This is a genomic window from Acetobacter aceti (assembly GCF_002005445.1).
GTDB lineage: Bacteria > Pseudomonadota > Alphaproteobacteria > Acetobacterales > Acetobacteraceae > Acetobacter > Acetobacter aceti_B.
Genome location: NZ_CP014692.1, coordinates 1,534,705 through 1,558,983 on the forward strand (window position 1 = coordinate 1,534,705; position 24,279 = coordinate 1,558,983).

The 24,279-nt window shown below is 58.2% G+C and carries 23 protein-coding genes and 2 tRNA genes; 16 read left to right on the forward strand and 9 right to left on the reverse strand.

The genetic code is table 11. From position 1 onward, the window contains the following. Window positions 1-17: 17 nt before the first annotated feature. The 3 genes from serA to A0U92_RS06910 form a co-directional block, all read right to left on the reverse strand. The gene (gene serA / locus A0U92_RS06900) at window positions 18-1,271 is read right to left on the reverse strand and encodes a phosphoglycerate dehydrogenase (protein WP_077812586.1); all 1,254 of its coding nucleotides are present in this window, start codon (window positions 1,269-1,271) and stop codon (window positions 18-20) included. A gap of 220 nt (window positions 1,272-1,491) precedes the next feature. After that, window positions 1,492-2,292 carry a histidinol-phosphatase gene (gene hisN, locus A0U92_RS06905; protein WP_077812587.1) on the reverse strand — a complete coding sequence of 267 codons (801 nt, stop codon included), beginning with the start codon at window positions 2,290-2,292 and terminating at the stop codon, window positions 1,492-1,494. A 36-nt stretch (window positions 2,293-2,328) separates the two neighbouring features. After that, window positions 2,329-2,799 (reverse strand): c-type cytochrome, encoded by a 471-nt coding sequence (locus A0U92_RS06910; protein ID WP_077812588.1) that lies wholly within the window; start codon window positions 2,797-2,799, stop codon window positions 2,329-2,331. A gap of 180 nt (window positions 2,800-2,979) precedes the next feature. On the opposite strand from A0U92_RS06910, the gene A0U92_RS06915 reads away from it, so the two are divergent. The 4 genes from A0U92_RS06915 (at window position 2,980) to smpB (ending at window position 6,051) form a co-directional block, all read left to right on the forward strand. Next, window positions 2,980-3,723 (forward strand): 3-deoxy-manno-octulosonate cytidylyltransferase, encoded by a 744-nt coding sequence (locus tag A0U92_RS06915; RefSeq protein WP_077812589.1) that lies wholly within the window; start codon window positions 2,980-2,982, stop codon window positions 3,721-3,723. Next, window positions 3,720-4,586, forward strand: coding sequence for a prephenate dehydratase (locus A0U92_RS06920; protein ID WP_077812590.1), 867 nt, complete (start codon window positions 3,720-3,722; stop codon window positions 4,584-4,586). Before A0U92_RS06915 ends, A0U92_RS06920 begins: the two co-directional genes overlap by 4 nt. A 74-nt stretch (window positions 4,587-4,660) precedes the next feature. After that, a complete protein-coding gene (gene dapA / locus A0U92_RS06925) occupies window positions 4,661-5,554 on the forward strand; it encodes a 4-hydroxy-tetrahydrodipicolinate synthase (protein WP_077812591.1) in 894 nt (297 codons plus the stop codon). A 2-nt stretch (window positions 5,555-5,556) separates the two neighbouring features. Further along, complete coding sequence (smpB, locus tag A0U92_RS06930) at window positions 5,557-6,051, forward strand: SsrA-binding protein SmpB (RefSeq protein ID WP_077812592.1); 495 nt, start codon at window positions 5,557-5,559, stop codon at window positions 6,049-6,051. A gap of 105 nt (window positions 6,052-6,156) precedes the next feature. On the opposite strand, the gene A0U92_RS18485 is transcribed toward smpB, so the two are convergent. After that, window positions 6,157-6,882, reverse strand: coding sequence for a cold-shock protein (locus tag A0U92_RS18485; protein WP_077812593.1), 726 nt, complete (start codon window positions 6,880-6,882; stop codon window positions 6,157-6,159). Window positions 6,883-7,310: 428 nt separating this feature from the next. On the opposite strand from A0U92_RS18485, the gene A0U92_RS06940 reads away from it, so the two are divergent. From A0U92_RS06940 to A0U92_RS17715, 4 genes are all read left to right on the forward strand, one after another. Beyond that, window positions 7,311-8,351, forward strand: coding sequence for a lipid A deacylase LpxR family protein (locus A0U92_RS06940; protein WP_077812594.1), 1,041 nt, complete (start codon window positions 7,311-7,313; stop codon window positions 8,349-8,351). Between the two features lie 218 nt (window positions 8,352-8,569). Next, window positions 8,570-8,659 (forward strand) — tRNA-Ser (locus A0U92_RS06945). A gap of 47 nt (window positions 8,660-8,706) precedes the next feature. Next, complete coding sequence (locus A0U92_RS17240) at window positions 8,707-8,961, forward strand: hypothetical protein (RefSeq protein WP_149026402.1); 255 nt, start codon at window positions 8,707-8,709, stop codon at window positions 8,959-8,961. 82 nt (window positions 8,962-9,043) lie between these two features. Next, entirely contained in the window at window positions 9,044-9,187 is a 144-nt protein-coding gene (locus A0U92_RS17715) for a hypothetical protein (RefSeq protein WP_187668882.1), read from the forward strand. Here the strand turns inward: A0U92_RS17715 and A0U92_RS17720 are convergent. Continuing rightward, window positions 9,174-9,317: a hypothetical protein gene (locus tag A0U92_RS17720; protein WP_187668987.1), complete on the reverse strand. Its 144-nt coding sequence runs from the start codon at window positions 9,315-9,317 to the stop codon at window positions 9,174-9,176. The genes A0U92_RS17715 and A0U92_RS17720 overlap by 14 nt on opposite strands. Before the next feature lie 141 nt (window positions 9,318-9,458). Beyond that, window positions 9,459-9,547 (reverse strand) — tRNA-Ser (locus tag A0U92_RS06955). Window positions 9,548-9,791: 244 nt separating this feature from the next. Here A0U92_RS06955 and rplU point away from each other — a divergent pair. From rplU to A0U92_RS17245, 6 genes are all read left to right on the forward strand, one after another. Further along, window positions 9,792-10,106: a 50S ribosomal protein L21 gene (gene rplU, locus A0U92_RS06960; RefSeq protein WP_077814297.1), complete on the forward strand. Its 315-nt coding sequence runs from the start codon at window positions 9,792-9,794 to the stop codon at window positions 10,104-10,106. Window positions 10,107-10,157: 51 nt separating this feature from the next. Beyond that, a complete protein-coding gene (gene rpmA / locus A0U92_RS06965; RefSeq protein ID WP_077812596.1) occupies window positions 10,158-10,427 on the forward strand; it encodes a 50S ribosomal protein L27 in 270 nt (89 codons plus the stop codon). Window positions 10,428-10,546: 119 nt separating this feature from the next. Then, entirely contained in the window at window positions 10,547-11,584 is a 1,038-nt protein-coding gene (gene obgE, locus A0U92_RS06970; protein WP_077812597.1) for a GTPase ObgE, read from the forward strand. Next, window positions 11,581-12,708, forward strand: a complete 1,128-nt coding sequence (gene proB, locus A0U92_RS06975) for a glutamate 5-kinase (RefSeq protein ID WP_077812598.1) — start codon at window positions 11,581-11,583, stop codon at window positions 12,706-12,708. Before obgE ends, proB begins: the two co-directional genes overlap by 4 nt. Window positions 12,709-12,884: 176 nt before the next feature. Next, window positions 12,885-13,265 (forward strand): hypothetical protein, encoded by a 381-nt coding sequence (locus A0U92_RS06980; RefSeq protein ID WP_077812599.1) that lies wholly within the window; start codon window positions 12,885-12,887, stop codon window positions 13,263-13,265. 271 nt (window positions 13,266-13,536) lie between these two features. Then, window positions 13,537-14,388, forward strand: coding sequence for a hypothetical protein (locus tag A0U92_RS17245; RefSeq protein WP_149026403.1), 852 nt, complete (start codon window positions 13,537-13,539; stop codon window positions 14,386-14,388). 147 nt (window positions 14,389-14,535) lie between these two features. On the opposite strand, the gene A0U92_RS06985 is transcribed toward A0U92_RS17245, so the two are convergent. Continuing rightward, window positions 14,536-16,758, reverse strand: a complete 2,223-nt coding sequence (locus tag A0U92_RS06985; RefSeq protein ID WP_077812600.1) for an ATP-dependent helicase — start codon at window positions 16,756-16,758, stop codon at window positions 14,536-14,538. A gap of 222 nt (window positions 16,759-16,980) precedes the next feature. Between A0U92_RS06985 and lipA the strand changes: the two genes are divergently transcribed. Beyond that, a complete protein-coding gene (gene lipA / locus A0U92_RS06990; RefSeq protein WP_077812601.1) occupies window positions 16,981-18,006 on the forward strand; it encodes a lipoyl synthase in 1,026 nt (341 codons plus the stop codon). After that, the gene (locus tag A0U92_RS06995; RefSeq protein WP_077812602.1) at window positions 18,006-18,491 is read left to right on the forward strand and encodes a type II toxin-antitoxin system RatA family toxin; all 486 of its coding nucleotides are present in this window, start codon (window positions 18,006-18,008) and stop codon (window positions 18,489-18,491) included. The genes lipA and A0U92_RS06995 overlap by 1 nt, the downstream gene beginning before the upstream one ends. A gap of 111 nt (window positions 18,492-18,602) precedes the next feature. Here A0U92_RS06995 and A0U92_RS07000 read toward each other — a convergent pair whose 3' ends face one another. Continuing rightward, entirely contained in the window at window positions 18,603-21,569 is a 2,967-nt protein-coding gene (locus A0U92_RS07000; protein WP_077812603.1) for a [protein-PII] uridylyltransferase, read from the reverse strand. A gap of 38 nt (window positions 21,570-21,607) precedes the next feature. Next, window positions 21,608-24,244, reverse strand: a complete 2,637-nt coding sequence (gene mutS, locus A0U92_RS07005; protein WP_077814298.1) for a DNA mismatch repair protein MutS — start codon at window positions 24,242-24,244, stop codon at window positions 21,608-21,610. Window positions 24,245-24,279: the final 35 nt, after the last annotated feature.

Below are 24,279 nucleotides of genomic sequence, written 5' to 3' on the forward strand. Positions count from 1 at the left end.
TTTCCTGTCGCAGGGCGTCAGGAGCCCTGATAGAGCAGGCGGGCGCGCACGGTGCCTTTCAGGTCACGCAACAGGGACAGCAGATGCATGTCCTTTTCGTCGCTTCCTCCGGTCTCCGCATCGACCACGACGTATCCGATCTCGCCGTCTGTCTGCAGATACTGGGCCGTGACATTGCAGCCTTCGTTGGAGAAGATGTCGTTGATCTTCGACATCACACCGGGAAGGTTGTGGTGCACATGCATGAAACGCGTGCCGCGCGGGCTCTGCGGCAGTTGTACGCTCGGGAAGTTCACAGCGCCAAGGGTGGAGCCGATATCCGAGTATTCGACCAGCTTACGGGCGACTTCCACGCCGATACGCTCCTGCGCCTCCACTGTCGAACCGCCGATATGTGGGGAGAGAATGACATTCTCAAGCCCACGCAGCGGAGAGACGAACTCATCACCGGCCACTTTCGGCTCGACCGGGAACACGTCGATGGCGGCGCCCAGGAGATGGCCGGATTTCAGGGCTTCGGCCGCCGCATCAAGATCGACCACGTTGCCGCGTGCGTTGTTGATGAGGAAGGAGCCGGCCTTCATCTGACGGATCTGCTCGGGGCCGATCATGTTCTTCGTGCCGGGCAACTGAGGAACGTGAAGGCTGACGACATCACTTTCGGACAGAAGCGTCTCAAGCGTGTCGCAGGCCGTGGCGTTGCCGTGCGGCAGCTTGTCGACGACGTCGAAATAGAGGACGCGCATGCCGAAGGCTTCGGCCAGAACCGAAAGCTGGGAGCCGATCGAACCATAGCCGACAATACCGAGCGTCTTGCCGCGGACTTCCCAGCTATTGGTGGCCGACTTGTCCCATTTACCGTCGTGGCAGCCAATGGAACGCGGGAAAATGCGGCGCATCAGCATCACGATCTCACCCATCACCAGTTCGGCAACGGAGCGCGTATTGCTGTAGGGCGCGTTGAAAACGGGAATTGCGAGTTCACGGGCAGCGTCGAGATCTACCTGATTCGTCCCGATGCAGAAACAGCCGATGGCGAAAAGACGGTCGGCAGATTCGAGAACTTCGCGGGTCAGTTGCGTGCGGGAGCGGATACCCACCACATGCACACCCTCAAGGGCTTCTTTCAGGGCGTGGCCTTCAAGGGCGCCCTTGTGCCGGGTGACGCTCTCATAGCCACTGGCTTTCAGGAGTGCGACAGCACTGTCGTGCACGCCCTCAAGAAGCAGGATGCGGATTTTGTCCTTCGGGAGGGACAGATGAGGAGTCATTCAGTTCGCTCGTGCTGTTAAAGCGGCCCCGGCCAGATTGGCATTGCCCGGAGCAGCTTGATTTGTGCCTGCGGGATCATGGGAAATCCTCACGGACAAAGCATCCAGACGAAGTTGCCGGGGAAGGCAACCTAACGGGTGCGCCCTCATAGCACGTTTCCCACGAAGCGGAAATTAACCTGCACGGGGCGTCCCGAAGGTGTGTGAAAACGAGTGTTGTTCAGGAACGAAGGCAGGCAACTGCGGCTTCGTGAAGCGCCCTGTTGCCGGTGGCGAGGACGGTGCGGTCCCCGTCGTGACGCAATGTCTGGCCATTCCAGTCGGTCATGACGCCACCGGCGCCTTCCACGACGGGAACCAGAGCGCTCCAGTCCCATGGCTTCATGTCGCACTCCGCGATGACATCGATATGCCCGCCAGCCAGCAGACCATAAGCGTAGCAGTCGCCTCCCCAGCTGACCCGCTTGGCGGCGGCTTTCAGCCTGCTCCATACCGGACGGGGCGCGTCTTCCAGCATTTCAGGCGAGGTGCAGGAGAGATCGGCGTCGCCCAGACTGCTGCATGGACGGGTCGTGGCAGGCGTAAAAACGGACTGTTCACCGAATCCGGAGCGAAACAGTGTCGGGCGACCTTCTACACCGATCCAGCGCTCGCCGGTGACGGGCTGGTCGATGATGCCGATGATCGGCTTGTCCTCGAAGGAAAGGGAAATCAGCGTGCCGAACGTCGGGCGTCCCGTGATGAAGGCGCGGGTGCCATCGATGGGATCGAGCGTCCACTGATAGGCGCTGGTACCCTCTTGCAGACCAAACTCCTCTCCCAGAATCGCGTGGTCAGGATGCAACTCCGCAAGCTGGGCGCGCATGACCCGTTCCGCCATCCTGTCGGCGATGGTGACCGGGCTTTCATCGCTTTTGTCGGAGGCGGCGAGACGGGAGCGGAAGAAGGGGCGGATGACGGTCCCGGCCACGTCTGCGAGCGCGTGAGCCGTCCGGAGAAACTGGTCGAGATCGTGGGGCATGGGTGGATTCCGTTCTGGTTGAGGGATGTTTTTCTGTCAGTGCAGGGTTTTGAGCCACGCGATGATATTGGCGCGTTCGGCGACGTCAGGCAGGCCGCGAAATGACATGCGGGTGCCGGGACTGAAGGCGGCCGGATTTCGCAGCCAGGCGTTCAGTCGGGCGTCGTCCCACTGACCATCAAGAGAGGTGAGACCGGTGGAGTAGGCGTAGCCCGGCTGTCTGCCGATGGGGCGGCCATACACGCCGAACAGGGAAGGCCCGGCGGAGTCCTGCGCGGACGGCGTGAAGCTGTGACAGCGGGAGCAGGTGGCATTGGCCAGAGTGGCGCCGTTTTCGACATTACCTGTGGGAAGCGGTGCGGCAGGGTCGTTTTCCGCTGTAACAATAAGGGGTCGAGCGGGGAGACGGTCCGGGATCACCATTGACCCTGTGAGCCACGACGCCCCCATCATCACCGCGACGACAAGGATGACAAAAGCCCCACGATTGGCTGCCGCGAAGTTCATTGGTGGCGGAGCGTCCCTGTATGCCGCTCCGAAGCTGCCGGAAAAAACACTGCCGGACAGGCGTTTCGGGGCGCAGTTGCGTCAATCGACTGTCTTTCCTAGAGTGCGCTCCGCTTCATGTGAAGCCATCGGCTGAATACACGCCGTTTTCTCCCACTCTTCAGGTTTCCATACGCTGCAATGATCAGCCCGATCGTCATCATTCCCGCCCGCATGGCGTCCTCACGTCTGCCGGGTAAACCGATGGCCGACATTGCGGGACGCCCCATGATTCTTCATGTGCTCGAACGCGCTCGGATGGCAGCGGTCGGGCGTGTGGTCGTAGCGGCTGCCGAGCAGGAAATCGTCGATGTGGTGAGGCAGGCTGGCGCTGAGGCGGTTCTGACCGATCCTGATCTGGCGTCCGGTTCTGACCGTGTTCACGCAGCCCTGCGTGAGGTCGATCCGACCGGCGAGCATGATGTCATCGTCAATCTTCAGGGAGATCTGCCGGGACTGGACCCGATGACGCTTCAGGCGGCTCTGCTTCCGTTGCAGGATACGGCGACGGACATCGGCACGCTGGTCGCGCCGATAACAGAAGAGCGTGAAGCGCAGGCTGAGTCGGTGGTCAAGGTGGCCTGCGCGTTTGTCTCTGACGACGTGCAGAGCACACGGGCGCTGTATTTTTCCCGGTCCTGCATTCCGTGGGGCGCAGGGGCGTTGTGGCATCATATCGGGGTCTATGCGTGGCGTCGTCAGGCGCTTGAGCGTTTTGTCGCTCTGCCGGAGTCTCCGCTGGAAAAGAGAGAGCGTCTGGAGCAGTTGCGGGCCTTGGAAAACGGCATGATTATCGGGTGTTCGCGCGTGGAGAAAGCGCCGTTCGGTGTCGATACGCCGGATGATCTGGAAAGAGCGCGTCGGATTTTGGGAGAACAGTTGTGACGGTCGGACACTCGCACGGGCGGATCGCCTTTCAGGGACGCCCCGGAGCCTATTCCGACCTCGCCTGCCGCACGGCCTATCCCGGCTGGACGACTGTTCCCTGCGAGACCTTTGCCGGTGCGATTTCCACCGTTCATGAGGGCGGGGCGGAACTGGCGATGCTGGCCTGTGAAAATAATCTCGCCGGTCGTGTGCCTGATATTCATGCGCTGCTCCCGGAAGCCGGTCTCCACATTGTCGGCGAGCATTTCCAGAGAGTTGAGCATTGTCTGATGGGTGTGCCGGGCGCGACACTGGAGCAGGCACGCAAGGTCCACACGCACCCGATGGCGCTGGGGCAGGTCAGGGGGGTCATCAAGGATCTGCATCTTACGCCGGTCGCAGAGTTCGATACAGCCGGTGCAGCCGAGATGGTTGCGAAATGGGGACGTTCCGAAGATGTGGCTGTGGCCTCGGAACTGGCTGCCGAACTGCATGGTCTGACGATCTTGCGGCGCAATGTGGAAGACGCCAGGCACAACACGACCCGTTTCTATATTGCCGCCCGCGAGCCGTTGCCCTTGCCCGAAGACAGGCCGGTCATGACCACGGTCCTGTTCAATGTCCGCAATGAACCGGGCGCTCTCTACAAGGTGTTGGGCGGATTTGCGACCAACGGCGTCAACATGACCCGTCTTGAGAGCTACATGCTTGACGGATCGTTCGCGGCGACCCAATTCCTGCTGGATGTGGAAGGACGACCTGACAGGCCGAACCTGAAGCAGGCGCTGGCGGAACTGGAATTCTTTTCCGCGAGTTTCCGTATTCTCGGGGTCTATCCCCAGTCGCCTTTCCGGCAGTTGAAGAAAACGGGGATGGCCTGACAGTTTCCATCATTCGTGGCATACCGACCGTCACACCTGAGTTTTGCAGCGTCGGACGACAAGAAGAAAAGCCAATGACCGAAGCCATGTTCACGGGGGCGATTACGGCCCTCATCACACCGATGAATCGCGATGGCTCGCTCGACCTTCCGGCCTTTGACCGGCTTGTCGAATGGCAGATTGCTGAGGGAATTTCCGGTCTTGTGCCTGTCGGCACGACCGGTGAGAGTCCCACCCTGTCCCATGAGGAGCATCACACGATCGTCGAGCGGACGGTGCATGCGTCAGCAGGACGTGTGCCTGTCATTGCAGGTGCTGGTTCAAACAGCACGGCGGAAGCGGTTGATCTCGCAAAGCATGCGGAATCCGCCGGTGCGTCTGCGGTTCTGGTGGTTTCGCCTTATTACAACAAGCCGACGCAGGAAGGACTTTACCGGCATTTCACGGCTGTTGCCGATTCGATCAGCATTCCGGTTGTGCTCTACAATATCCCCGGCCGCTCCGTGGTTGATATTTCCGTCGAGACGACGGCACGTCTCGCCGCACATGGCAACATTGTCGGCGTGAAGGACGCGACGGCCAATCTGCTGCGCCCGCTTCAGGTGCGTCGCGCCGTGACGAACAAATATTTCAACCAGCTGTCCGGTGAAGACGGCACGGCTGTGTCTTTCCTCGCGGCCGGGGGGGATGGCTGCATCAGTGTATCGTCCAATATCGCACCTGCGTTCTGCTCGAAGGTTCAGAGGCTATGGCGGGAAGGGCAGGTGAAGGAGGCCATGTCACTTCAGGATCGTCTGCTGCCGGTTCATGATGCGATGTTCTGTGAAACGAGTCCCGGTCCGGTGAAATATGCTGCTTCGCTGCTTGGGCTGGCGGGCGAGACCTGTCGTTTGCCGATTGTTCCGGTTTCGGATGAGACACGCGCCACAGTTCGGGCGGCTCTGACGGAAGCAGGGCTGCTGGGCTGATTATGGCAAAGGCAGCGAAGAAGTCTGGTCTGATTTCGCACGGTATTGCCGCGCAGAATAAAAAAGGCCGCTTCAATTATACCATTATTGATACGATTGAAGCCGGGATTGTTCTGAAAGGACCGGAGGTCAAGAGCCTGCGGTTCGGTCGGGCGACGATCACGGAAGCCTATGCGGGTGAACGCAACGGAGAGATCTGGCTCTTCAACAGTTACATCCCGGAATATCAGGGCGGCGTGCTATCACGCTTCGACTCGCGTGCGCCGCGCAAACTGCTTCTGCATGCCAAGCAGGTTGATCGTCTGCTGGGTGAAGTTGCTCGGGACGGAATCAGTCTCGTGCCGCTGGATATCCACTTCAATGCTCGTGGACTGGCCAAGATCACACTGGGGATCGGGCAGGGGCGGAAGAAGGAAGATAAGCGTCACGCCATTGCGGAACGCGACTGGCAGCGCGACAAGGCGCGGCTCATGAGGAACAAGGGACGCGATTACTGAGTTTGCCCTTATTTGTTCGCACATAAAAACACCGCCGTCTCAATGAGATCGGCGGTGTTTTTATGGAGAGACGTCTGTTTTCACAGACGCCTTTTCCGTTCGGGATCAGTCAAAAGAGACTTCAGCAGCCTCTGGACCCTTCTGGCCCTGAACGACCTTCACGTTGGTGCTCTGACCTTCGTTCAGCGTCTGAACGCCTGAGCGCTCCAGAGCAGAAGCATGAACGAAGATGTCCTTGCCGCCGCTTTCCGGCGTGATGAAGCCGAAGCCTTTGGTGGCGTTATACCACTTCACGATGCCGCGGATGTCTTCAGCACCAGACAGATCGGGAGCCGGACGAGGCGAGCGACCACCACCAAACCCACCGGCCTGACGCGGAGCGCCGAAACCACCGGACTGACGCGGACGCTCTGGCTGAGCGGTGCTTTCGTCAACGGAAACCACTTCAGCAACCTGACGGCCTTTCGGACCCTGTCCGATACGGACCTGGAGCGTGGCGCCGGGGCTGACACTGTCGTGACCAGCCTGCGAAAGTGCGTTGGCATGAAGGAATACGTCACCTGAGCCATCGGCGAGTTCGACAAAGCCGAAGCCTTTCTCGCCATTGAACCACTTAACGGTGGCTTCAATTTCCGGTCCGGATGCGATCACCTGCGGCCCTGCTGCCCGACGGGGCGCTCCATAGCCACCACTGTTGCCACCGCGGTCACCGCCACCACCATAAGGGGATGAGTTTCCACGATCATATGGCGACGGAGCGCTCATGAAATCATCGTCAAATCCGCCGCGGCGGGGGGAGCGGGAGCTGCGGTCGGTCCTGTTACTTCTCAACGGTCTTGATCCCGAGGTCTGACTGGCGAAATTTTTGAATCGCCCTGTGAATAAAACCGGGTCGGGAGAAACAGCGCCCCAGATACGGTGCTCTGTTTTGATGTACGATGTCTCATCCTGGGTCCGGCGCCCATGCCGCCGAGAGGCGGTCTGGACAGGAAGAAGAAAAGCATAAGGACAGAGGCGAACGCTACTGCCTTTTTGCGAATTTACCCTTCCTTGGGATGAATTTCTTGCAACGATAGCCTTTCCGTGGCTCCGAAACCGAAAAAACAGCCTTATCAGGTCTCAGGTAAACACGAAAACGTGAGATTTCAGAGGCGAAATAGGAGAGGGGGGTTTTGTATTGACATTTTTCGAGGCACACACGGAGAAGAACTGACAAATCATACCGTTTGCGATGAGCGGTCATGCGGAGAATCGGAAATATGCTCTCTTGTCCAGCGCGTCCTCTTTCTTCCCGGAAGCTTCTGACGCTTCTGATAGGAGCCTCTTTAGGTGTATCCGGTTTCTCCCGGGCGTACGCGACACCGCTTCAGGACAATCAGGGTACCTGGACACTGCAGGGCGAAAATGATGCGGTCTCCACCCTGAAAGGGACGTCTGACCAGTATTACACCAGTGGTCTGAGGATTAACTGGACATCGGGCACTGACAATCTGCCCGGTCCTTTCGCGATGATAAACAGAACAATCCTCGGTGAGGGAATGCAGCGCATGAGTCTGGGTGTGCAGCAGCTTATCTTCACGCCGAGCAATACGCAGACCCCGAATCCCTCTCCTCGTGACCGACCCTATGCCGGCCTGCTGCTAGGCACCATCAACATGATCAACGACACGGATCTGTCGCGTAGTGTCTTTGGAATTCAGGTAGGCATCATGGGGCCGGGCGCTCTGGGTAGACAGCTCCAGAACGGCTTCCATAGCGCAATTGGCGACACCTCAAATCTTGGGTGGCGTCATCAGCTTGCCAACCAGCCGATCTTTCAGGTCCAGATGGGACGGATCTGGCGACTGCCTTTGGGAACGATTGGTGGTCGCAACGGGTTGTCTTTTGACATGCTGCCGTCTGCGGCCGCCCGTATCGGTGATTATCGTATCGCTGGCACAATCGGTGATATGTTGCGCTTTGGTCAGGGACTCGACAGCGATTTTGGTGTTCCAACCATTGGCGATGGGACGGATGGCACAGACGCCTACAAGCAGACGCGTCCTGTCGCATGGTATTTCTTTGGTGGTGTGACAGGCAGTGCTGTTGCCTATGATGCGACGCTGGAGGGTAATACTCTCCGCAAGGATTCACCTCACGTGAACAAGAAGTGGGATGTGGGTGAAATTCATGCCGGTGTCGCGGTCATGTTTTATGGGCTGAGAGTGTCCTACAGTCAGGTCTGGCAGACACAGGAATTCACGACTGCACGTTCTGGTCTGTTCAACTATGGTTCGCTCAACGTCTCTGCCAAATTCTGATCGGAGCAGGGACGGGTATACGTCCTGTCGATGTTCTCGCTTTATGGTGCATGGGCATGAGAGGTTTGACGTGATTGTCGCGATAGTCCGACCAGCAAAGGGCTCTCTTTCCCGGTATTAAGGGGTTGGGCTCAGACAAAAAATGAGATGCTGATCAGGTTGTTGCGTTTGACGGGTTTTTGTCGCATAAGCCCGTCATCGTGTGACGTTACTTCTTTGGATGGGTGGCCGAGCGGTTGAAGGCACCGGTCTTGAAAACCGGCGAACGTGTGAGCGTTCCGTGGGTTCGAATCCCACCCCATCCGCCATTTCGGAATAAAGCCGGGAACGTCGACTCCCGCCGATTTCCTTCCTTTTGCGGCCACAAGCGTCCTCAACAGGGTGCCTTGCTCCCTTTGATGTAGATTGCGTCGTCGGCGACCTCGACACGCTGGGCGAACGCCCGAACGTGATCCCGCCGATAGCCGCCCTCTCCGTGCCGGAGCCGACTGCGCGCCTCGGTCGCCAATTCCCACACCGCCGCGCCCGTGAGGGCGTTGTGCGTCGAGCTTTGGAGCATGGCTTCGATCCGGGCGGCCGTCGGCCCGCGCCTGATTCCGAATCGCCGTAAGGCCGGCAATGCGCTCGCTTAGGGCGGATTTGGCCGGATCGAGGGAGCCAGCCTCGATGGCGTCGTAGAGGCGATTGAGGCGGTGATCGGCCTCTGTCGCACGCTGGCGCAATTCCCCGATATGCTGGCTGCGCCGCTCGACACCTTCCTGCCGACGATCCAGAAGCGAGGCGAGCACGATTTCGATCAGCTCCGGGTCGAGCACTCGTTCCTCAAGGGACGCTGATGGCCTTGCGCTGGCCTGTGCTGGCTTTCAGCACCTTGCCCGCATCTGCCCAACGGTCTTTCGGGATGATGAAGCGGACATAATAGCTTCCGTGCCTCATCGTCAGATTGCTCATGTCGTCCATGCCCATCTTCTAATCCTCGGGACAGAAGCAGGGCAAGCCGGTCAGGGCATCACTGAAAATAGTGACGCTGGACCAGTGACGCACGGTCACAAACACTGTGACGCTCACTAGGTCTAACTAGCTGATTTCATTGGAAAATTGAGTGTCTGGCGGAGAAGGTGGGATTCGAACCCACGGTACCCATAAGGCACAACGGTTTTCGAGACCGCCCCAATCGACCACTCTGGCACCTCTCCGTAACGCCTTGCAGCGTTCGCAGCGCGCTTTTAGGCAAAGTTTTTATCCGGCACAAGAGGGGAATTTCTTCCCTGTCTGATTTCGGTTGACGAAAAACCCGTCTCCCGCGTAAAAGCCCCTCTCCACCGCCATAAGGTGGGGCAGACTGCGCAAGAGTGGTCAACGAAAAAAAGCGACTGGACTGATCGCCTGCGTGAAAAGCGCCGCGGGATGTCGATTGATCGGAAAGAGACGAGTTTTATTATGTTCGCAGTTATCCGCACCGGCGGTAAGCAGTATCGCGTTACGCCAAACAGTGTGCTCAAGATCGAGAAGCTTGAGGCTGAAGCAGGTTCGACCATCACATTCTCCGACGTTCTCGCTGTCGGTGGTGAAGCGGGCACGACGATCGGCGCTCCGCTGGTTGCCGGCGCTACCGTGACAGCCACGGTCATCGCTCAGGATCGCCTCGCGAAGATCATCATCTTCAAGAAGCGCCGCCGTCAGAATAGCCGCCGCAAGAATGGTCACCGTCAGCCGGTCACCGTTGTTCGTATTGGCGAGATCAAGGCTGCCTGATCTCTCTTCGTGAGGTTGATCACAGGCAGGCATTAAGCAGGAGTAAGGTTCATGGCACAAAAGAAAGCAGGCGGCTCGTCCCGTAACGGACGCGACAGTGCAGGCCGTCGTCTCGGTGTGAAGAAGTTCGGCGGCGAATCTGTTGTTGCAGGTAACATCATTGTCCGTCAGCGCGGCACGAAAATGCGCGCTGGTGCGAATGTTGGCGTTGGTCGCGACCACACGCTCTTCGCGCTGTCAGACGGCAACGTGCGCTTCCAGCGTCGTGGTGATGACCGCGTTCATGTTTCGGTCGAAGCTCTGCCGCTCGCGGCTGAGTAAAAGGCCCTGCGCGGGACTCCCCGCGTCTAGACGCAAGACAGGGGCCGATCCGGTTTGGATCGGCCCTTTTTGTATCGCTGCCGGGGCTTCTGCCTCCTGCAGGATACCAGGTGACAGTGATGAAGTTTCTCGATCAGGCCAAAATCTATGTACGCTCCGGTGACGGAGGTGACGGCGTCACCGCGTTCCGGCGCGAAAAATATATCGAGTTTGGCGGTCCCGACGGCGGCAAGGGTGGTCGGGGAGGAGACATCATCTTCGAGGCTGTCGATAACCTCAACACGCTGATCGACTTTCGCTACACCCAGCATTTCCGTGCCCGTAAAGGCGGCAATGGTGCTGGCTCCGATCGGACCGGTGCTGCTGCACAGGACGTTGTCATTCAGGTGCCGGTTGGCACCCAGATTATGGACGATGATCGGGAGACATTGCTCGCGGATCTCGACACGGCGGGCAAACGCATCCTGTTGTGCAAGGGCGGGGATGGCGGCTTCGGCAATGCCCATTACAAGACCAGCACCAACCGTGCGCCACGTCGTTCCGACAAAGGCTGGCCGGGTGAAGAGCGGTGGGTGTGGCTGCGTCTGAAACTGATTGCCGATGTGGGGCTGGTAGGTCTGCCCAACGCCGGAAAATCGACTTTCCTCTCCGTCGTCTCGGCCGCGCGTCCCAAGATTGCGGATTATCCGTTCACAACCCTGCATCCGCAACTCGGCGTCGTCCGCCTGTCGATGACGGAAGAGTTCGTGCTGGCGGATATTCCCGGCCTGATTGAAGGCGCTCATGAAGGTCATGGTCTGGGCGACCGCTTCCTTGGTCACGTGGAACGCTGTGCCGTTCTGCTTCACCTGATCGACGGCGCGGCGGGGGATGTGGTTGACGCATGGCGTACGATCCGGACCGAGCTTGATGAGTATGGCGGCGGGCTTGCCGACAAGCCGGAAATCATCGTTCTCAACAAGGCCGATGCGATGACGCCGCAGCAGCTTTCAGGCCGCAAGCGTACGCTTGAAAAAGCATCCGGCGCAAAGGTCATGGTCATGTCTGGTGTGGCCCGTCAGGGTGTCGATGAGGTGCTGCGGGCGCTGTATGACGTGGTCGCACAAGCCCGCGCCGAGCGTCTTGAGAATCCTGAATCGGATGACTCTTCGCTATGACGGACGCAGCCACACCTTCTCTGGCGCAGGCTCGGCGTGTGGTCATCAAGATCGGCAGCGCCCTTCTTGTCGATCCGGAACTGGCGGCTCCCCGTGAGGCGTGGCTGGCCAGTGTTGCCGATGATATCGCGGCCCTGCGCGCTTCCGGCACCGAGGTCGTGCTGGTTTCCTCCGGGGCCATTGCTCTGGCGCGTCATGCGCTGGGAATGCCGCAACGCGCGCTGCGTCTGGAAGAAAAGCAGGCAGCGGCGGCTGTTGGTCAGATCAGACTGGCGCAGGCATGGAGCAGTGTGCTGTCCGAGCGTGGGGTGACCGCTGCCCAGCTACTGCTGACACCGGATGATACGGAAGATCGTCGTCGCTATCTGAATGCGAGGGCGACGCTCGACACGCTTCTCGGTCTTGGCTGCGTGCCAGTGATCAATGAAAATGACACTGTGGCGACAGCGGAAATCCGTTTTGGCGATAACGATCGTCTGGCGGCGCGTGTCGCGCAGATGATTGATGCGGACCAGTTGATCCTGCTGTCCGACATTGACGGGCTCTATACCGCCGACCCGAGAAATGATCCTGACGCGCAGCATATCCCGGTTGTCGGCGCGATGACCGCCGAGATCGACGCGATGGGAGGAGCGCCTCCGCCGGGTTATTCTTCAGGTGGTATGCGGACAAAGCTCGTCGCGGCTCATATTGCTACGGATTCCGGTTGTGCGATGGCCATTGCTCTCGGCAAGCGGCCTCATCCGCTGGCGGCTCTGCGTGATGGCGCGCGCTGCACATGGTTCCTGCCGGGAACGGACAGTCGCTCGGCCCGCAAGCGATGGATTGCTGGCGGTCTGACGCCGATGGGTGACATCACCATTGATGACGGCGCGATACGGGCGCTGGTGCAGGGAGGTTCCCTGCTGCCGGCTGGTGTGATCTCCGTGGCCGGGGATTTCAGCCGGGGTGATCTGGTGCGTGTTGTCAGCAAGGCTGGCGATGAACTCGGGCGTGGTCTGTGCGCCTATAGTGGTGAGGAGGCGCGGCGGATTGCCGGGCGGCGCTCAGAGGAATTTGAGAGTGTGCTGGGCTGGCAGGGACATGACGAGTTAATCCATCGGGATAATCTGGTCCTGCTTTGAGAAGGGGATGCGTAGGGTTTTAGACTTCCTACCTCCTATTTCGTTCGTAAACGAAACTGTTCACACTTCTGGACACCAGCCTGCCTATAATTTCATGAGAATATGGTAAGAGGAGAAAAAATAAGTGCGGTAGTTGGTAGAATGCAAAAATTGAAATGAAATTTCAGGATTAACAGATGGCTAATATTTTTTCTGATCCCGATGATTTTTCTGATAGTATAAAGTCTCTTTCTCTATACTCCATTTTTATAGACTATCTCTTTAAGATGCTGGAACGGACCGCTGTTCTGGTTCCTGTATTTGCTATTGGACAAAAAGGACATAATTTTTTCTTTCTTCTGATCGGAATTGTTTTTGCATCTCTTCTGGTTTTAGATCTCTGGATTAAATTTTATTGTAATACGATCAACTATCCACATACTCACATGAATGGCTTCTTCTTCTCTAGATTTGGAAGAATTTCTCAGTTTTTCATTTTGAGCGTTTCAGCTAGTGCGATCATGTTCTTTGGTTCCCGTTTTGTTGCGCTATTTATTCAGGTGCAAATAAGAAACTGAATGTCGGATTTCGTCTATATTCGAGGCATAACTATACTATTAAATAACCTCAGAAAGCAGGGATGTGTAATATTTTTATTAAACATTTATTTTTTATTAAACATTTATCCTGTTAATTTTAATTAATAGATAAAGCGCTCGCCATCGTGCCAACATGCAATAGTGTACCCCTTTTTTTTAAAACGAGAACTGAATCATATTGACACTCCACAGCCACTTCACGCCGAGTTGTCATAGCTAAGATTAGAAATATTTTGAGGGAGAGAGTCGCGTGAATGATAATTTTCTAGTCGGCGATTTGATAAGGGCGAAGCAGTCTGCTGTTGATGCAGCAACCTCAAAAATTGCCAAAGACGCAGTTGGGACATATTTTCTTCAACGAGGACCCGCTCTGGTATTAGGCTTTTATAGTCATGGTCTTGGCTCTCGAAAAACTGCATGGATTGCATATAAACGGAAGAATGGGAAATGGCACGAGTATGGATGGCCGGTAGATCTTAGTAAATACGAGTTAATTTCTAGGCCGGAGAAGTCATCGGTTCTTAACCCATTCAAAACTTGGGAGGTCATTGCAGAAAAAAAACGTATTACGCTCGTTAAATCAAAGAAATGTGTCTATAGTTTCCAATGGGCTGAGGGGACATCAACAACTGATCCTGATACGCCTTTGATGTATCAGTCTTTGCCGATGTCAGCTTCGGATCTGGGTGCATATATTCGTCTTGCACTCTCTAAAGCCAGTGATCACACATCTCAGAAAACAGGCGGGAAATTACCAGAAGAGTATGCTCAAAAAATTGCCCGCCAATCAGCTGAAAATGGAAAATCCATAAAGGAGGAGCTTTGCACAAAATATAAACTTGAGTCTGCCAAGCTGCTTTCTTCACGGTCAAAGATCTATATAAATCAGTTATTGGATTGTTATCAGTTGCACCCCTGTGTTCAATATGGGGGAAGTGATGCCTTCGTTTCTATAAACGAAAGCGATGAAACAGTAGGAATGGCGGTATTGCAAATCCTCAATAGACCCCGTATGGCGGAAACGAAATATTGTGAAAAATACTCATATCTTTCAAATATAATGCCCAATCTTGAGCGCTCCATTATTGACGCAGAATTTTAGGTATATTCAAATATTTTTACAGAAAATTGTGCTTTGAAATTAAAATAACGAGTTTTATATTTTTGTTTGGGATAAATTTATTATAAGAAAATTCGGCTTACGCGCACTTTCTACCGCTAGCCGACTTTCCGCTCCCCCCAACCAGCCTTACTCCCCCGCAACCTGCAAATAAGACGCCATAACCCGTTTGGTCCCGGCTTTTTCAAACGCCACTTCAGCTGAACCGCGATCCGCGCCGATTACCATACCATAGCCGAACTTCTGGTGAAAGACCCTTGTACCAACTTCGATTTTCGGTACATTGGCCGCGAGTTCTTCGTTTACTGGATGGCGTTTCTTTGCGACCAGCGGCGACATTGAGCCTGTCACGGCGTCCGAGAACACGCTGGGGCGGAAAAAGCCGGAATAGTCCTGACGCGCCTGTCGGGTGGCGGTCTCGCCTGCGCGGTCCACGTATTCGTCGGGCAGTTCGTCGAGAAAGCGGCTGGGCATGGACTCCTGCCAGTTGGCGTAAATCCGTCGATTGGCTGCATGCAGGATCGTGGCGCGGTAGCGGGCGCGGGTGATGCCGACGTAGGCCAGACGCCGCTCTTCCTCGACGGCCTTGTCTCCGCCTTCATCCACCGTGCGCTGGGAGGGGAACACGCCTTCTTCCCAGCCCGGAAGATAAACCGTATCGAACTCCAGCCCTTTCGCGCCGTGAAGGGTCATGACGGAGACCCGTTCGTCCTCGTTTGTGCCTTCCGCATCCATCACAAGCGCGATGTGCTCGAGAAATTCTCCGAGCGTGCCGAAGTCGGCAAGAGCGCGGATCAGTTCTTTCAGGTTGTCCAGCCGTCCCGGAGCGTCGGGAGATTTATCCTCGCGCCACATTTCCAGATAACCGCTTTCTTCAAGCAGGGCGCCGACAGCGACCACATGGCCTTCCTTTTCAAGAAGAGCACGTTGCTGCACGAAACAATCCTGAAAATCCGCCAGTTTTTCGGCTGATTTGCCCTTGAAGCCTTTTGTTTCGAGCAGCGCTTCAAGAGCCATGTAAAGCGAGGCTTTCTGTCCGCGTGCCTGTGCGTGCAGTTTCTGGAGGGCGGCAGGACCGACACCGCGTTTGGGGAGGTTGACGATACGCTCGAAAGCCAGATCGTCAGCCGGGTTGATCAGCAGCCGCATATACGCGATGGCGTCGCGGATTTCGGCGCGTTCATAGAAGCGGAGACCGCCGACGATACGATAGGGGATGCCAGTCTGCACCAGTCGCTCTTCAAACGAGCGGGTCTGAAAACCGGCTCTTACAAGAATGGCGAACTCGCCGAGTGGGTGCCCGTTGCGCCACAGGTTTTCGATGCGACTGCACACTTCCCTCGCCTCGGCGTCGGAATCCCACACACCGACGACATGCACCAGTTCGCCCTGTGCGTCGTCCCGTCCGGGGCGGAGTGTCTTGCCCAATCGGCCTTCATTATGGGCGATCAGGCCCGCGGCGGCTCCCAGAATCTGTGCTGTTGAACGGTAGTTCCGTTCCAGACGGACGATCTTCGCGCCGGGGAAATCCTTCTCGAAGCGGAGGATGTTTTCCACTTCCGCACCGCGCCATGAATAGATCGACTGGTCGTCGTCGCCGACACAGCAGATGTTGGCGGGTTCACCCTCACGGCGTGCGAGCAGACGCAGCCAGAGATACTGGATCGTATTGGTGTCTTGATACTCGTCGACCAGAATGTAGCGGAACAGGCGTTGATACTGTTCCAGCACATCCGGGCGGGTGCGCAGGATTTCCACCACATGCAGCATCAGGTCGCCGAAGTCACAGGCGTCCAGTTCGCGCAGCCGGCTCTGATAGGCGGCGTAGATGGCGCGGGCATGACCATCGGCGTAGTCTGTGCTTTCGGCCGGGGTGATGCCGTCCGGGGTCAGGCCACGATCCTTCCAGCGCTGGATGATCCCGAGCAGTCCGTTCAGCGGCCAGCGCTTGACGTCGATCCGCCATGGCTCGACCACCTGTTTGAGCAGGCGCATCTGGTCATCGGTGTCGAGGATCAGGAAGCCGCTGGTCAGGCCGACATATTCGGCGTGACGACGCAGCATCCTGGCGCAGAGGGCATGGAACGTTCCCAGCCACAGCCCTTCCGCCGGTTCGCCGAGGATGCGTGCGATACGCTCCCGCATCTCCCTGGCGGCCTTGTTGGTGAAGGTGACGGTGAGAACCTGCCACGGCTTCGCCCGGTAGGAGAGCAGGATATGGGCGAAGCGGGTGGTGAGAACCCGTGTCTTGCCTGTGCCAGCGCCTGCGAGGACGAGCAGAGGCCCCTCGGTCGTCTCGATGGCGGCGAGCTGTTCGGGGTTGAGGCGATCAAGGTGGGAGGATGTCGTCACGGAATAAGGTCTTTATCGTCTCTGTTTCATCAGACTGGGACAGGCGATGAGAGAGGGATCGTTCCCCGTCCGTGCCTGCGGCAAAGCGTGAGGAAAGGGTTACACCTCTTCCTCTGTTTTGTCTTGCTCGCGAAACCTTGCCCGTGATCTGCTGACAGAACGCTTGACGTGCGCGCCATGTCGTCTCACTTCTGAGGCTCGACGAGACCGGGACAGGAACCAATGAGCGTTCGCGTTTTGATTGATCATCGCAAGACGGCACAGGGCAAGACAACCCAGGCGGCGCGTCACCCGGAAAAGGCGCATCGTCCGGATAATCCCATTGCACGGAAGCCGGACTGGATCCGCGTGAAAGCGCCGAATCATCCCGTGTATCATGAGACGCGCAAGCTCATGCGCGACAACAAGCTGGTCACGGTGTGCGAGGAAGCGGCCTGCCCCAATATCGGCGAGTGCTGGTCACAGCGCCACGCCACCATGATGATCATGGGTGAGATCTGCACGCGCGCCTGCTCGTTCTGTAACGTGACGACCGGCCTGCCGCATGCGCTGGACGCGGATGAGCCGAATCGCGTGGCGGATGCGGTGGGCCGTCTTGGCCTTAGGCATGTGGTGATCACGTCTGTGGATCGTGACGATCTGGCCGATGGCGGCGCGCGGCATTTTGCCGAAGTCATCGGCGCTGTCCGCAATGCGTCTCCGGAGACGACCATTGAGGTGTTGACCCCCGACTTCCTGCGCAAGCCGGGCGCTCTGGAAGTCGTGGTGGAAGCCCGTCCGGATGTGTTCAACCACAATATCGAAACGGTGCCGCGTCTCTACACCACAATTCGTCCTGGAGCCCGCTACTATCAGTCGGTACGTCTGCTGGACCGTGTAAAGCAGCTTGATCCGTCGATCTTCACAAAATCCGGTCTGATGCTGGGGCTGGGAGAAGAGAAGGCGGAACTGGCGCAGGTGATGGATGATTTCCGCATTGCGGACATCGATTTCATCACGATGGGCCAGTATCTTCAGCCGACCGTGAAGCATGCTGCGGTCGCACGGTTCGTGACGCCGGACGAATTTGCGGATTATGCCGCCATGGCTCGCGTGAAGGGCTTTCTGCAGGTCAGCGCCACGCCTCTGACGCGTTCGTCCTATCACGCGGATGCGGATTTTGCTGCCTTGCGGGAGGCGAGGGAAGCGCAGCTTCGCAATCGCGAGGCAGCGACGCATGGACAGAGTGAGAAGGTGAAGACTTTCTGATGCCTACCCATTCAGAACGCCGTGTACTGAACTATACGCCCGAGCAGATTTTCGACCTTGTCGCTGATGTGGGAAGTTATCCAAAGTTTCTGCCCTGGTGCGCGAATGTCCGGGTTGTGTCATCGACGGCCAGTGAGTTGCTTGCTGATCTGACTGTCGGGTTTGGTCCCTTTCGGGAAACTTTCCGATCACGGGTGACGCTGGATCGACCCAGGACCATCCGTGTCACGTACGAAAAAGGTCCGTTCAAGTATCTGAACAATGTCTGGACCTTCACGCCGGACGCCAATGGTTGTCTGGTCGATTTCTTTGTGGATTTCGAGTTCCGTTCGCGGCTTCTTCAGGCGGCGATCGGTGTGGTGTTCAACGAGGCCGTTCGTCTGATGGTCTCGGCCTTTATCCGGCGTGCCCGCGAGATTTACGGACCGCCGGTTCTGGGTGGTCAGGCTGGTGCTGGCGCGACTGCAGCGGAACGGTCGGCCTGACGTTACTGGGTGGCTGATAGCCAGCCTGACCATGGATACGGGTTGATGTTCAGGCAGCAAGCAGGGCTGCGATCGATACGGTTTTCACGTTCTTTATGAAAATACCTGCGTTTATTCAGGTTCCGCCGCCGTCAGTTCGGGTTCGTGAAAGCCGGAATTGAGTTTTGCCTCGACTGTTTTCAGTCCACTCATCAGCCGGTCGCGTATTTTTTTCAGGCGGTTTTCATCCGTCACTTTCATGCCGGACAGATCCTTGACGTAGAACACGTCGACCGCTCTCACGCCATACGTGGTGATGTGAGCGGAGTAAATCTGCAGACGCATTTCGTTCAGCGCGCTGGCGACGTCGTGAAGCAGGCCGGAACGGTCACGCCCGTTGATTTCGATGACGGTATGCGAGTTGGAAGCGCGATTGTCGATGACGACACGGGGTGGCACGTGAATGGCCCGTGTGCGTGACAGCAGTTGTCCGGACGCATTGGTTTTCGCAATCTCGGTAGTGATATCCAGTCGTCCGCTCAGAGCCCGTTCGGTGATGGAGAAGAGTTTGGTCAGACGATGCGGTTCGTCAAAGGCTTCACCAGTCGCATCCTGAATCCAGAGCGTATCCAGAGCCATGCCATTGCTCAGCGTGTGAATACGGGCATCGACAATGGAAGCGCCCGCCAGCGCCATGGCGCCAGCGATCTGGGCGAACAGGCCCGGATGATCCTGTGTGTGGATGGTGACTTCCGTGACGCCACGGGCGGGCAGAGGCTGGGTCTCGATCACGAACGGAGCCGAACGGGACTGCGCTTCCCGGATCAGGCGGGCATGGCGAAGCAGCGTGTCCTGATCGAAACAGAGCCAGTAACCGGCATATCCCAGATCAAGGAAGTGGGCGATGTCGGTCTGGTTGAAACCTTCTTCTTCCAGATTTTCCGCAATGATCGCCTTGCTGTGGGCCACACGCATGTCGCGTTCGGGAGTGGCAAGACCGCCCTCCAGAACTTCGGCGACACGAGTGTAAAGTTCGCGAAGCAAAGTCGCTTTCCAGGCGTTCCAGACACGGGGGCTGACGGCCCGCATATCCACGATGGTCAGCAGCAGCAGCAGACGGAGACGCTCTGGAGACTGCACGACATCAGCCACGTCCAGAATGGTCTTCGGGTCGTCAATATCACGCTGGAAGGCTGTGTGACTGAGCAGAAGATGCTGAAGCACCAGCCATGAGACCGTTTCGGTTTCCTCACCGGACAGTCCGAGCTTCGGGCAGAGTTCCAGCGCCAGTTCCGAGCCAAGCTCCGAGTGGTCGCCGCCGCGCCCCTTGGCGATGTCATGCATCATGACCGCCATATAGAGCGCACGACGCGACTGGATATCCCGTGCGAGGTCGTAGGCCACGGGGATCTCATCCGCCATCGTGCCTGTTTCGACGCAGCGGAGGATGCGTAGCGCCTCGATCGTATGCTCGTCGACAGTGAAGATATGATACGTGTCGAACTGCATCTGCCCGACGATACGCGACCAGTCCGGGATCAGCGCGCCCCAGAGACCGCTTTCATTGAGAATGCGGAGCCAGTGTACATAATCCAGACGGCGACCGGTATCGATTTCGACCGGTAGAGAGGTTTCCGCGCTTCTGGTGTCGGGACGGCTGGCGACCGGTCGACGTGATCGTGCCGGAGGGCGTTCGTCACACAGGAGTTCGAGAAAAATTTCGGCGGCGCGGGGATCGGAGCGCAGGGTAGCGGCGCGACGTTCCCAGCGGATCAGTTGCTGACGGGCAAGGGGATGAATCTGGACATGCCGGCTGCGGGAGAGTTCGAGAAGCTCGAACATCTTGATCGGTTCGGCGTCGAAAGACACGCCTTTGGCCGGAAGAATCTGGCCGTCCAGCAGAGTGAATCCTGCCTCACGCATGGCGTCATCAGCCTTGAGGACGTGCGCAGCAGCCCCCAGCGCAATGCGCATGATGGTCGGTTCAAGAATATGCGTCAGTCGCATGACTTCCCGGACGGTCAGGAAGTAGTGGCGCATGAAGCGCTCCACGCCGTTCTGCTGCCCGTGGCGGGTGTATCCCATACGGCCGCCGAGGACGGGCTGCATGTCGAAGGTCAAGCGGTCTTCGCCGCGGCCGGCGACGTAGTGCAGATGGAACCGGACAGTCCACAGAAAGTCCCAGGACCGGCGGGCGCGGGCCGCTTCCTGCTCGGTGATGAAGCCGAGGCGGGTGAATTCCGGAGCCAGAAGATCCGAGACGTGGCGGGTGCCGAATGTGTAGCGGCACATCCAGTAGAGGGTCTGCATGTCGCGCAGACCGCCGCGACCTTCCTTGATGTTGGGTTCGACAAGATACGGGCTTTCGCCAAAGCGGCGATGTCGCTCGGCGCGTTCAGCGCGCTTGTCGGTAATGAAGCGGGCTGATCCGGCTTCCACGCAGGCGACGATAAAGCGCGCCTCGAACATGGTGAAGAGGCTGAAGTTACCAACTAGCAGCCGGGCGTCGAGAAGCGCGGTGCGGACCGTGGTGTCGGCTTCCGCCTGCGCGATGCAGTCGGTGATCGAGCGGGTCGCATGGCCCACTTTCAGGCCAAGATCCCAGAGGAAATACAGCACGTATTCCACCAGCGAGAGCGCCTCGCGTGATGGTTCCTCGCGGGTCAGGAAAAGAAGGTCAATATCGCTGAAAGGAGCCAGCAGTCTTTTTCCGTATCCTCCAGTGGCGGCGACGCTGATCTGGTTGAGCAGTGTTTCACCGCCTCCCAGAGCATCGGCTGCGAACACCACAAGGCCGGAGACCAGTTCATCCGTAAAGGCTGCGAGAATCTTTCCAGCCTGAACGCCTCTCAGTTCCCGTTTTTCGAAACGCCGACGGACATCGGTCTGATATCGGCCAAGATGGCGTCTGAAAATCGACAACGCGAGGTCGCGATCCGGAATTGTCCCGTTCCTGCCAGCATGTTCAGCCAACGCCTCCTTGAGCTGGAGCCCAAGACCCTGCGGGGTCAGGGTGCTTTCCGACAGGTCATTGAATGTCGTCTCGGACGTGTCTGACAGCACAGGATTGATGATACCTTCGACCTTGAGACTAGGCATGATAGCGGGAGATGCTCGACAGAAAAGCTAAAGGGATTTCATTCTCTTACAGAAAGGCGTTTTGCTTCAAGCGCCAATTTGCGAAGATCATACAAAGCTGCGAGAGCTTCCCGTGGAGACAGGGCGTCCGGGTCATGACTCATGATCGCATTGAGGACTTCTTCATATCTGGAAAAGTCTGTCGTCAGTTCGGGGGTCGGGTCCGTTGCGGGCGAGTGGATTGGGAGGCCATCGAACAGAGGCAGCGGAGCCGGGCCTGCGGCGTGGTCCTTTTCCAGTTCTTTAAGAAGCCGCGAAGCACGATCCACAACGGGCGTTGGTACCCCTGCCAGTTTGGCGACATGCACGCCCCAGCTTTTACGGGCCGATCCGGAGATGACTTCGTGCAGGAAAACTACCTGACCTTTCCAGTCTCTTACCGCCATGGTGTGAGGCGAAAGACGGGGAAGACTTCCTGACAGTTCGGCAAGTTCATGGAAGTGTGTTGCAAAAATGGTACGGCACCGCAGGGTGGAATGCATGGCTTCCAGAACGGCCCATGCGATGGAGAGACCGTCCAGGGTCGAGGTGCCGCGTCCGATTTCATCCACGACAACGAGGGAACGTGGACCGGCCTGATTGAGAATGGCCGCTGTTTCCGTCATCTCGACCATGAAGGTGGAGCGACCACGGGCGAGATCATCCGCGGCTCCTACGCGGGAGAACAGCTTGTCCACAATACCGATATGGGCCGATTTCGCAGGAACCGGCAGCCCGGCCTGTGCGAGGATGACCGCCAGCGCGTTCTGACGCAGGAAAGTCGATTTGCCGGCCATGTTGGGGCCGGTAAGGAGCATCACCCGATGGTCCGGCGCAAGGGAGCAGCCGTTGGCCGTGAAGCGCACGCCTGAGCCGAGAGCAGCTTCCACGACCGGATGACGGCAGGCGGTCAGGGTGAACGACTCGCTGTCGTCCACGGTGGCCCGACACCATGTTTCGCCGACGGCGAGGGAGGCGCAGGACTGCATCACATCGATAAAGGCGAGTGCCCGGGCCAGTGGAGGAAGGTGTTCGTCTTCCAGAGCCTGATTGACGAGCAGGTTGAAAATCTGCCGTTCGCGGATCGAGGCGCGTTCCGCTGCTTCCGCGATACGTGAATCAAGGTCCGAGAGTTCTTCCGTCGAGAAACGGGCGGCGGTTGTCGTGCCCTGACGGAAGCTGAGATCCTCGTTGGCGCGGAGTTTGGCGCCGGACGCGGTCGGTACCTCAATCACGTAACCAAGCTGGGCGTGGTGACGGATCTTCAGGCTCGCAACGCCAAAACGCTGGGCGTAGTCGTTCTGGAGCGTGGCGATAACGCGGCGGGAATCATCGCGGAGCGTGCGGTAGGCGTCCAGTTCGCCATCATAGCCGGTCGCAATGACACCACCTTCATCAAGGCGTGCCGGAAGGTCGTCGGCGAGCGCCCTGTCGAGTTCCGCAAGCAGTGCGTCACACTCGCCAAGATGTCTCAATATTTTCGAGATCAGCTCCGGCCTTGTATCCGGCGCGATGACGGCCAGTTCTTCCGCGATCCTGTGGGCTGCGGTGACGCCATCACGCAGGGTTGCCAGATCACGGGGCTGACCGCGTCCGAGCGAAAGCCGTCCGAGCGCGCGGTCTATGTCCGGCACGCCGCGCAGTGTCTGGCGCAGCAGTTCGACACGGGGGGTATCGGTTTTCAGCCAGTCCCAGCAGGCCTGCCGGGCGCTGATTCTGTCGGGCAGGGTCAGCGGGGCTGCGATCCATGACGCCAGAAGCCTTGAGCCGGGTGCGGTGGCGGTGCGGTTCACGGCGGAGAAAAGCGTGTGCTCGCTGCTGCCGTCTCGCGCCCGGAGCAGGTCGAGGCTGGCGCGTGTCGCCGGGTCAAGGCCGAGGGTGTGGCTGTCTTCCTGCGGGACCGGATGCGCCAGACGGGGCAGGGAACCGGCCTGCGATTTCCGGACATAGTCCAGCGCCATGAGACCGGCGGCGGCCTCTGAGTCGCTGAAGGTGCCGAATGCGTCCAGACTGGCGACGCCGAAGGCTTCCGCCAGACGGGTGCGCGCCGTATGGGCTAAGGGGGGCTGTTCGCCGGGTGCGCGCCGCAGATCGAAATCGCCGAGGTCACGATCGGGAGGAGCGAGAATTTCGGCGGGGTCGAGGCGGGCGAGCAGGTGGCCGAGTTCGGCGTCCGTGCAACGGGCTGTCTCAAACAGGCCAGTGGAAATGTCGATCCATGCCGCGCCCCATTCGACGGAGCCACGTCGGGCGGGGTGGGCTGCGAGCGCCATCAGAAGATTGGAGCGACCGGGTTCGAGAAGCTCGTCTTCGGTCAGCGTGCCGGGGGTGACCAGCCGTACGACCGCACGGGACAGCGGGCCTTTCTGGGTGGCTTTCCTGCCAGGCAGTTTTGAAGGGGGTGTTGATGTCTGTTCGGCGATGGCGACACGGAAGCCGCGTCGGATCAGGCGGGAGAGGTAGGCCTGCGCGGCGCTGACCGGCACGCCGCACATGGAGATCGGCTCGCCGCCATGCGAACCGCGCGCTGTGAGGGCGATGTCGAGAGCGGCAGCGGCTGTGATCGCGTCATCGAAGAACAGTTCGTAGAAATCGCCCATTCTGAAGAACAGCAGGAAGTCGGGATTCTCTGCTTTCAGTGCGAACCACTGCGCCATGGCGGGAGACGCGCCTTCTGCGGAAAGACGCTGTT